This window comes from Acidovorax sp. SUPP3334, from assembly GCF_030159055.1.
Lineage (GTDB): Bacteria > Pseudomonadota > Gammaproteobacteria > Burkholderiales > Burkholderiaceae_C > Paracidovorax.
On record NZ_BQXQ01000001.1, the window covers coordinates 211,170 to 220,142 of the forward strand.

Sequence of the window (8,973 nt, forward strand, 5' to 3'; positions counted from 1 at the left end):
GGAGCAAAGTGGGACCTTCTTTTAACGAGCAGTTCGACCAGCATGGTGCGTGGCGCCGCGCATTTGCGCTTCAACTGAAGCAGTTGGCCGATTGGATGACGTCGCACTCTCTAATGGACGCTGCTGTCGGCGAAAAGCTGCAGCGGCTGGAGAGTCAGGTTCGCAGCGACAAAGTCATGGTGGCCTTCGTTGCGGAATTTTCCCGCGGTAAGTCCGAGCTGATCAATGCCATTTTCTTTGCGGACTATGGCCGCCGCATCATGCCTGCCAGTGCCGGCCGAACGACGATGTGTCCCACCGAGTTGGGTTATGACCCCGTCATGCCTGTCAGCTTGCGGTTATTGCCCATCGACACCCGGCTCCATGTACAAGGTCTGGCCGAGTGGCGTCTCAAACCTGAACGATGGGTTCAGATTCCACTAGATATCAGTGACGCTGCGCAATTGGCCCACTCACTTGAAAAGGTGGCGGAAGTCCGACGCGTCACATTAGAAGAAGCGAGAGCGCTCGGGTTTTGGCATGACGATCTGCCGCAAGAAAATCCTGTTCTGGATGCTTCCGGACTCGTAGAAGTCCCGATGTGGCGGCACGCCATCATCAATATTCCGCATCCTTTGTTGAAACAAGGGTTGGTGATTCTCGACACTCCTGGGTTGAACGCAGTAGGTGCAGAGCCTGAGCTCACCATCAATCTGATTCCACAGGCGCATGCAGTGGTCTTTATTCTGGGAGCTGATACCGGTGTGACCCGCTCTGACCTGTCGATCTGGCGTGAGCATTTGACTGCGCCGGCTGAAAGCGCTGATGCCCGGTTGGTCGTTCTCAATAAAATCGACACACTGTGGGACACGCTCAATTCGCCAGAGCAGGTTCAGGAACAACTTGAGCGCCAGCGTTTGACGTCTGCCGACATGCTGGGCATTTCGCAAGATAACGTCATGCTGGTTTCTGCGCAAAAAGGATTGATCGCAAAAATTCAATGCGACGACTTGCTGTTGGAGCGAAGTGGTTTGCCAATTCTTGAAGAAGCGCTGGCACAGGGCGTGATGGGAAAGCGCCAATCCATTCTCCGTTCGGCCGTCGGAGCGGGTATCGCGAGCCTGCGAATGGAGACCTCCCGGGTCATCAATATCCGCCGCCGCGATTTGGATGATCAGATGTTGGAGTTGCGAAGCTTGCGGGGCAAGAATGCATCGGTCATCGACTCCATGCGAACCCGGATCGAGCAGGAGCAAAAGGAGTTTGAAATGAGCACCGCCAAGATTCAGGCGGTGCGAGCGGTGCATTTGAAATTGCTGCGCGATATTTTCCATGAGTTGGGTGCGCGCTCACTCAAGACCGAACTGAGCTACTTGACCGATGCGTTGCAGCAAAAGGGCTTGAAATTGGGAGTTCGTAAAATTTACGCAGACACTTTTGAACGGCTGCGAGGCATCGTGGATAAGGCCCAGTTCTCGGGCACTGAAATTCACGCCATGCTGGGGGGCACGTTTCGTCAACTGAATACAGATTTTGGATTCTCATTGCAGGTGCCGCCGACCCCTCAACTGGAACCGTTCATGCAGGAGATTGCGCAAATAGAACAGCGCCATCTGCAGTATTTAAGTATGGGCAATGCGCTCAAGTTAGCGCAGCCGGAGTTCGCCCAAAGATTGGTGCGGGCACTGGGTATGCGGCTTCGGACGGTGTTCGAATCGATTGCTAATGATCTGGAGTTGTGGAGCAAGTCCGCAACCGCCCAGTTGGACGCCCAGCTAAGGGAGCGCAAGCGAAGTTTTGCTCGGCGCATAGAAGCCGTAGACCGGATTCAACAAGCGGCGAGTGGATTAGTCGAGCGCATTGCAGAGATTGAAATGGCTGAGCAAGACTTGATTCACATGGAAACTCGCCTCAACGCAATGACCGAGCAGCTCGCTGGAGTTCGCCGGTCTGAAGAAGTACAGGCTAGCCAGCAAGCCGCCTTGGCATGAGTGAAACGTTGGATATTGCCACCGACGTAGTTCGGTGGCAGGCAGTGCATGGTCGGAATCACTTGCCTTGGCAGCAAACTCGCGATCCCTATCGGGTTTGGTTGTCAGAGATCATGCTGCAGCAAACCCAGGTGGTCACGGTTCTAGGCTATTACGAGCGATTTCTCGAAAAGTTTCCAAACGTGCAGTCGCTTGCGTCGGCTTCAGAGGGCGAGGTTCTGGCTCTTTGGAGCGGGCTCGGATACTACAGCCGTGCGCGAAACCTCCACCGCTGTGCGCAGCAGATTGTCGAGATACATGGAGGCTACTTTCCTCCGACAGCTGAAGCTCTCTCGCAACTGCCGGGAATCGGCAGGTCAACGGCAGGCGCGATCACTTCTTTTTGCTTCTCCGAGCGTGTGCCTATATTGGATGCGAATGTTCGCCGGGTGCTGACACGTGTCCTTGGATTTTCCGAAGACTTGGCGATTTCTAAAAACGAACGTCTTTTGTGGGATCGTGCTCAAGGCTTGCTGCCGAAAAGCGATCTTCACAATGCAATGCCTCGCTACACACAGGGATTGATGGATCTTGGTGCGAGTTTGTGCACGCCCAAAAAGCCAGCTTGCATGGTCTGCCCGCTGAGTCTGCAATGCAAGGCACGTCGCGATGGTGATCCTGAACGCTATCCCGTGCGCACCCGTAAACTTTTGCGCCGCGCAGAATCGTGGTGGTTGATGCTGCTTCGGAATGAGGATGGACGCGTTTTTTTGGAGCAGCGGCCCTCAACCGGAATCTGGGCCGGCTTGCACTGTTTGCCTGTTTTCACCGAGCGTGCGGAATTACAGGAGCGAGTGAAATCGTGGCCCGTCACATTTCAGGATGCTGACGCCTTTCTCCATGTTCTGACTCATCGCGATCTGCATCTGCACCCGGTTCAGATCTGTTGGAGAAAGGAATGGGACGCGCCGATAGAAGGGGCGTGGTTCAAACCCGCCGAATTGGAGCATCTAGGTTTGCCAACCCCCATTCGAAAATTGTTGAAGGGTTTGTCGTGAACAGTCAGGACCTCGTCTCGGAACGGGTATGGTTCACAACCCGTCCAGCTCTCGATGGCGCCGCAGTGTTGTCCAGCGCTGGCTGAAATGCGATGCCAGTTTTTCGACCAGATAAACTGAGCGGTGCTGCCCACCCGTACAGCCAATGGCAACGGTGACATAACTTCGGTGATTGAGCGCTAGAGGTTCCAGCCAATGCGATAGAAACTGGGCGATGTGTTGTCGCATGAGTTCTACATCCGCTTGCCGCTGGAAATAATCGATAACGGGCTGATCCTTGCCTGTCAGCGCTTTCAAAGCAGGTTCGTAATGAGGATTTGGCAGCATGCGCACGTCAAAGACGTAGTCCGCGTCCACAGGTACCCCGCGCTTGAATGCAAAGGATTGAAAGACGAGCGTCAGTTGGCCTGGCAAAGCTGGCATGAGGCTTTTAACGTACCCCTGCAATTGGGCGGCTCGGATGGCGCTGGTGTCAATGACATGGGATTGCTCACGCAACTCGGCTAGCAACTCTCTTTCAAGTTCGATGGTTTGCAGCAAGGCACGCTGGCCTTCTGTCCATTCGTCCCTGGAGAGTGGGTGCCGCCGCCGGGTTTCCGAAAATCTTCTTATCAAAGTATCGGTGGTGGCGTCCAAGAATAACGAATGGACCACCACCCCTTCGCTCCGCAACCGTTGCAACTGCTGAGGCACCAGTGGCAAGGCTGTCGCGCTGCGAACGTCCATGGCAATGGCAATTCGGTTTCCGTGATGCTGGTGCTCAAGGGCTACAAATGCTGCGAGCAATTCAGGGGGAAGGTTGTCGACACAGTAGTAGCCTGCATCTTCCAATGCATGCAAAGCCACGGATTTTCCGGATCCCGCCATGCCTGTGATCAATACGACTTCGAGTGCCATGACTTATGCCTTGCCAAGCAGGGATTTGCTGCCGTTGAGCATTTCCCGAGCGTGTGCCATGGTCGCACGCGATTGACGTTCGCCGCCGAGCATCCGTGCCATCTCTGCCACCCGTTTGTCTCCCTTGGCCGCGACCACATGGCTGGTGGTGTTGTCGCCTTGAGTCGTCTTCGCCACGATCAGGTGATGGTCTGCGCAGGCAGCGACCTGCGGAAGGTGAGTGACCGCCAGCACTTGCCGGTCGCGACCTAATTGTTGCATCAGTCTCCCGACGGTTTCGGCCACAGAGCCTCCCACTCCTGAATCAACCTCATCAAAAATCAGAGTAGGAGCTTGTCCTAGCTGACTGGTGGTAACCGAGATCGCCAACGAGATGCGTGACAACTCTCCGCCTGAAGCGACCTTTCCCACTGGTCGAGGCGTCGCACCGGGGTGCCCCGCAACCAGAAAAGAGACACTGTCGACTCCATGCATGCCAGGTTCTTGTGTCGTTTCTAAAAGTACTTCAAATCGTCCGCCGACCATGCCAAGTCCTTGCATGGCTTGAGTGATCGATTGGGCAAGCAGCGGCGCTGACTTGGCGCGCTTGCGTGATACAACCAGCGCTGCTTTTGAATAGGCCGCGGCGCTTGCACGTTCTGCTTCGCCCAGGGATTCCAAATCTGCAGCTGTATCCAGCTTTGCCAGTTCTGTCCTCCACCCTTGCAGCAACATCGCCAAATCTTCGGGTGCGCGCTTGTATTTGCGCGACAACGAAACCCACAGCGCCATGCGAGAGTCCAATTCCAGCAGCCGATCGGGATCCAATTCAATGTGCCGAAGATAGCTTTGCAAAGAGTGCGCTGCGTCAGCAGCTTGATCCAGACACGATTGAAGTACTTCCGCCACAGATTGAAACTCGGGGTCCAGGTGTTGCTGCGCTTGCAATAGATGGCATGCAAGACTCAGCTGACCCAGTGCGCCAGAATCTTCGCTTTCAAGCGTTGTCAGGGCTTTCTGGGCACTGTCTAGCAGTGCTTGTGCGTGGGAGATGCGACTGTGCTGCGTGTTCAGCTCATCCCATTCATTGGGCCCGGGTCCAAGCTTCTGGACCTCGTTAATTTGCCACTGCAGTCGCTCGCGCTCCTGCTGAAGCGTGTGTTGGGTAGCCTCTGCTTGGGCCAATGCCTTGCGGTCATCCCGCCAGCGGCTCCAAAGAGGCTCCAACGTTGCGGTGTCGACGCCTCCATAAGCATCCAAAAGGCTTCGGACCGCTTCTTGACGCATCAGACTTTGCCAGGCGTGTTGACCGTGGATGTCCAACAAGTGCCCTCCGACAGTTCGCATCTGTGTTGCCGTCGCTGGAATGCCATTCATCCATGCCCGGCTTTTTCCTTGCCGATCAATGGTGCGGCGAAGGAGCAGCCCGTCTTCTTGCGGAATGCCGGCATCTTCCAACCAACTCGTCAAACTGAACGGGCAATCAAATTCTGCACAAATATCCGTGTGCTCTGCCCCTTCACGGATGACTCCTGAATCTGCTCTCGCGCCGAGAAGCATCTGCAATGCGTCGATCAGAATTGATTTCCCTGCGCCAGTCTCTCCCGTTAGAACGGTAAATCCTTTTTGCAGATCCAACTCCAACCTGTCCACGATCACGAAATCGCGCAATGCGATCCGTTTCAGCGCCATCTATGAGCCTCCTTCGTTCCAGCGTAGTTTTTTGCGCAAGGTCGCAAAGTAATTCCAGCCACGAGGGTGCAAGAAGCGCACACAGTGTTGCGATCGTCGCACGACGATCCGATCTCCATGCTGCAGCGCCGCAAGCGACTGCATATCAAAATTTGCGCTCACGTCACGGCCTCCAACGACCGTGACTACAACCTCGGTGTCTGGTAGCACGATGGGGCGGTTGGAGAGTGTGTGAGGTGCGATTGGAACCATGACCCATCCTGGGATCGCCGGGTGCAACATGGGGCCTCCGGCTGACAGCGCATAGGCAGTAGATCCGGTGGGAGACGCAATGATGAGCCCGTCCGCCCGCTGGTTGGACACGAAATGCCCGCCCACTTCCACTCGTAGTTCAACCATTCCAGAAGTAGAGCCGCGATTCACCACCACATCGTTGAGCGCCAGTGCCTCAAAGACGCATATGTCTTGCCGCATCACACAGGCATGCATCAGGGGTCTGAGATCCTCTTCATATTCCCCATGGAGCATAGGTTTCAATGCAGAGGCGTGCTCATCCAAAGGAATATCGGTGATGAAGCCGAGCCGGCCTTGATTGATGCCGATCAGCGGCGTTCGGTGGGGGGCTAGCTGCCGGCCCACCCCGAGCATGGTGCCGTCTCCTCCGATCACCATACCCAGGTCGCACTCCTCCCCGATTTGCTCTACTTCCATCATCGGGTAGTCAGAGATACCAGTGTTCTTGGCGGTATCCTGTTCCAGGACGAGTTCACAGCCTTCATCCGCAAGGAACTGTGCAACCTCGCGCACGGCATTGCGTGAGCCTTCCGAGACGACGCTCGAGATGTGTGGCTGATATTTGCCAAAAAGAGCAACCCGTTTGAACCTGAGCTTCATTAGGAAATTAGATCATTAAAATGATTCAATGCTGGATGACCGTGCCAAGTTGTTGCTCAAGGCGCTCGTAGAGCGCTATATCGCCGATGGGCAACCTGTCGGCTCGCGTACGCTTTCACGCGCGTCAGGTCTCGATCTTTCCCCTGCCACCATACGCAACGTGATGGCGGACTTGGAAGAGATTGGGCTGATCGCCAGTCCTCACACTTCTGCTGGACGAATCCCTACTGCAAAGGGTTATCGCCTGTTTGTAGACACCATGTTGACGGTGCAGCGAGAGCAGCTTTATTCCCCGCAGCTTGCCGCTGAGCAACCACAGAAAGTGATTGCAAACGCTGCGCACCTGCTGTCAAGCCTCTCACAGTTTGTAGGCGTAGTCATGACGCCTCGGCGTGCTTCGGTATTCAGGCATATCGAATTTTTAAGATTGTCTGAAAAAAGGCTGTTGGTCATCATCGTTTCGCCGGAAGGAGATGTGCAGAATCGGGTGATCTTTACGGATGTGGACCATTCACAGTCCCACTTGGCGGAGGCTGCAAACTTCCTGAACATTCACTACTCCGGAATGGACATGGAGCAAGTGCGTGAACGCTTGAAAACCGAGGTAGATCAGCTTCGGGAGGAAATCGGGTCACTGATGCAGGCTGCGGTCAACGTTGGATCAGAAGCTATGGCGCAGTCGCAGGATGATGTGGTGATCTCTGGTGAGCGCAATCTGCTTGCTGTAAGCGATTTTTCCAATGACATGGGGAATCTCCGGCGGGCCTTTGACCTTTTTGAGCAGAAAACGCAAATACTGCGGCTGCTCGATGTGTCCAATCGGGCCGATGGAGTTCGAATTTTCATAGGAGGAGAGAGCCACATAGTGCCATTCGAAGAGCTTTCGGTGGTCACTGCTCCGTATGAAGTCGATGGTCAGGTCGTCGGGACACTTGGCGTCATTGGGCCCACAAGAATGCCTTATGACAGGATGATCCAGATCGTGGACATCACATCGAAACTGGTGACCAATGCCCTAAGCCACCGCAAGTAAGCACATACAATTGTTGGCTCGGGGCGTTAGCTCAGTTGGTTAGAGCAGAGGACTCATAATCCTTTGGTCGAGTGTTCAAGTCACTCACGCCCTACCATTTAATTTCTAATGGAATCAACAGCTTACGGCTTGCGCTGTTGTAGGCAAGGCTATTCACCATAGCCCCTGAGGTAACAGTTTCGGTACAGTGAACCGAAGGCACCTCATGGCAAGCATTATCAAAACCCCCTCTGGCACCTGGAAAGCCATCATCCGCAAGCGTGGCTTTCCTCCCACCATCAAGACTTTTCGCGTCAAACGGGACGCTGACGACTGGGCGCGAACGACTGAGGACGAAATGGTGCGCGGCCTGTACATCCGCCGACAGTCCGCTGATCGCATGACCTTGGCCCAGGCGCTGGAGCGTTACGCAACCGAAGTTACACCGACCAAGAAGCATTGCACCCAGCTCGGTGAGCGATCACATACTGCCGCTCTGAAGAAGTTTTTTGGTGCGTATTCCATGAGCGCTGTGTCACCCGACCTAGTGGCCAAGTTTCGTGATCAGCGTTTGGTCGACGGCAAGGCCGCCAACACAGTGCGGCTTGACTTGGCGCTGCTGGGCCATTTGTACACCGTGGCTATGCGTGAATGGGGCGTAGGACTCGTTTACAACCCGGTGCGCCTGGTTCGTAAACCCGCACCAGGTGCGGCCCGTGACCGGCGCTTGGATGATGGTGAAGAGGCAAGACTGCTAGCTGCAGTGGCCGCGCACAGTAATCCCATGTTGAAGTGGATTGTGGAATTGGCCATTGAGACGGGCATGCGTCGATCCGAAATAACTTCATTAAAGCTGGAGCATGTGGATATGGAGCGCCGCATCGCAAGGCTTCTTGACACTAAGAACGGCGAATCAAGAACCGTACCTCTCAGTCGCCGGGCTACCGAGGTGATGTTAGAGGCAATTTCTAACCCCGTGCGCCCTGACGATACGCGCCTTATCTTTTTCGGCGAGCCTGGCCGCGATGGCAAACGGAGGCCGTGGCAATATGATCGTGTTTGGCGCCAAATTCTGGCAAAGGAAGGGTTCCACAACTTCCACTTCCACGATCTTCGCCACGAGGCTGTAAGCCGCCTTGTTGAGTATGGTTTCAGTGATCAAGAGGTATCTGCTATCAGCGGCCACAAATCTATGCAGATGCTGAAGCGCTATACCCATTTGAGAACAGAAGACCTTGTTGCGAAGCTAGACCGAATAAACCAATCGAACTGGAGTTGACCCACTTTCGTGGACGGATACTGGTTTGATTCTCAAACCGTTTTGGGTGTTGTATCGACATGCACGACGGCCTCGTCGACAACATCAAACAAGGCTTCGTTGCTCCTTTCAAAGTTCAGGGGTGAGAGGTAGCCCAGGCCGCTATGTCGGCGCCGAGGGTTGTACCAGCCTTCAATCCAGGTGAAAACGGCCATTCGGGCATGGGCCTTGCTC

General features: G+C 54.9%; 7 protein-coding genes, 1 tRNA gene and 1 pseudogene. 5 read left to right on the plus strand and 4 right to left on the minus strand.

The window, feature by feature from the left end:
* The first annotated feature begins 8 nt into the window (after positions 1-8).
* The gene (locus AVHM3334_RS00910) at positions 9-1,970 is read left to right on the plus strand and encodes a dynamin family protein (protein ID WP_284408810.1); all 1,962 of its coding nucleotides are present in this window, start codon (positions 9-11) and stop codon (positions 1,968-1,970) included.
* Positions 1,967-3,007, plus strand: coding sequence for an A/G-specific adenine glycosylase (gene mutY, locus AVHM3334_RS00915; RefSeq protein WP_284408811.1), 1,041 nt, complete (start codon positions 1,967-1,969; stop codon positions 3,005-3,007). The genes AVHM3334_RS00910 and mutY overlap by 4 nt, the downstream gene beginning before the upstream one ends.
* 33 nt (positions 3,008-3,040) lie before the next feature.
* On the opposite strand, the gene rapZ is transcribed toward mutY, so the two are convergent.
* The 3 genes from rapZ to AVHM3334_RS00930 are packed head-to-tail and all read right to left on the minus strand — an operon-like array spanning position 3,041 to position 6,469.
* Complete coding sequence (gene rapZ, locus AVHM3334_RS00920; RefSeq protein ID WP_284408812.1) at positions 3,041-3,904, minus strand: RNase adapter RapZ; 864 nt, start codon at positions 3,902-3,904, stop codon at positions 3,041-3,043.
* Positions 3,905-3,907: 3 nt separating this feature from the next.
* Positions 3,908-5,575, minus strand: a complete 1,668-nt coding sequence (gene recN, locus AVHM3334_RS00925) for a DNA repair protein RecN (protein ID WP_284408813.1) — start codon at positions 5,573-5,575, stop codon at positions 3,908-3,910.
* Entirely contained in the window at positions 5,576-6,469 is an 894-nt protein-coding gene (locus AVHM3334_RS00930) for an NAD kinase (RefSeq protein WP_284408814.1), read from the minus strand. It lies immediately after the preceding gene.
* A gap of 28 nt (positions 6,470-6,497) precedes the next feature.
* Between AVHM3334_RS00930 and hrcA the strand changes: the two genes are divergently transcribed.
* The 3 genes from hrcA to AVHM3334_RS00945 all read left to right on the plus strand — a co-directional run bounded on the left by hrcA (position 6,498) and on the right by AVHM3334_RS00945 (position 8,760).
* Entirely contained in the window at positions 6,498-7,502 is a 1,005-nt protein-coding gene (hrcA, locus tag AVHM3334_RS00935) for a heat-inducible transcriptional repressor HrcA (protein ID WP_284408816.1), read from the plus strand.
* A gap of 20 nt (positions 7,503-7,522) precedes the next feature.
* A tRNA-Ile gene (locus AVHM3334_RS00940) sits at positions 7,523-7,599 on the plus strand.
* Positions 7,600-7,707: 108 nt separating this feature from the next.
* Positions 7,708-8,760: a site-specific integrase gene (locus AVHM3334_RS00945; protein WP_284408817.1), complete on the plus strand. Its 1,053-nt coding sequence runs from the start codon at positions 7,708-7,710 to the stop codon at positions 8,758-8,760.
* Between the two features lie 32 nt (positions 8,761-8,792).
* On the opposite strand, the pseudogene AVHM3334_RS00950 reads toward AVHM3334_RS00945, so the two are convergent.
* Positions 8,793-8,973, minus strand: a pseudogene (locus AVHM3334_RS00950) (hypothetical protein); the annotation flags it as partial.

What these genes read in the sequence shown, in the direction of transcription:
- mutY (WP_284408811.1), top strand. Translation starts at nt 1,967, where the DNA reads ATGAGTGAAACGTTGGATATTGCCACCGACGTAGTTCGGTGGCAGGCA.
- rapZ (WP_284408812.1), bottom strand. Translation starts at nt 3,904, where the DNA reads ATGGCACTCGAAGTCGTATTGATCACAGGCATGGCGGGATCCGGAAAA.
- recN (WP_284408813.1), bottom strand. Translation starts at nt 5,575, where the DNA reads ATGGCGCTGAAACGGATCGCATTGCGCGATTTCGTGATCGTGGACAGG.
- AVHM3334_RS00930 (WP_284408814.1), bottom strand. Translation starts at nt 6,469, where the DNA reads ATGAAGCTCAGGTTCAAACGGGTTGCTCTTTTTGGCAAATATCAGCCA.
- hrcA (WP_284408816.1), top strand. Translation starts at nt 6,498, where the DNA reads ATGCTGGATGACCGTGCCAAGTTGTTGCTCAAGGCGCTCGTAGAGCGC.
- AVHM3334_RS00945 (WP_284408817.1), top strand. Translation starts at nt 7,708, where the DNA reads ATGGCAAGCATTATCAAAACCCCCTCTGGCACCTGGAAAGCCATCATC.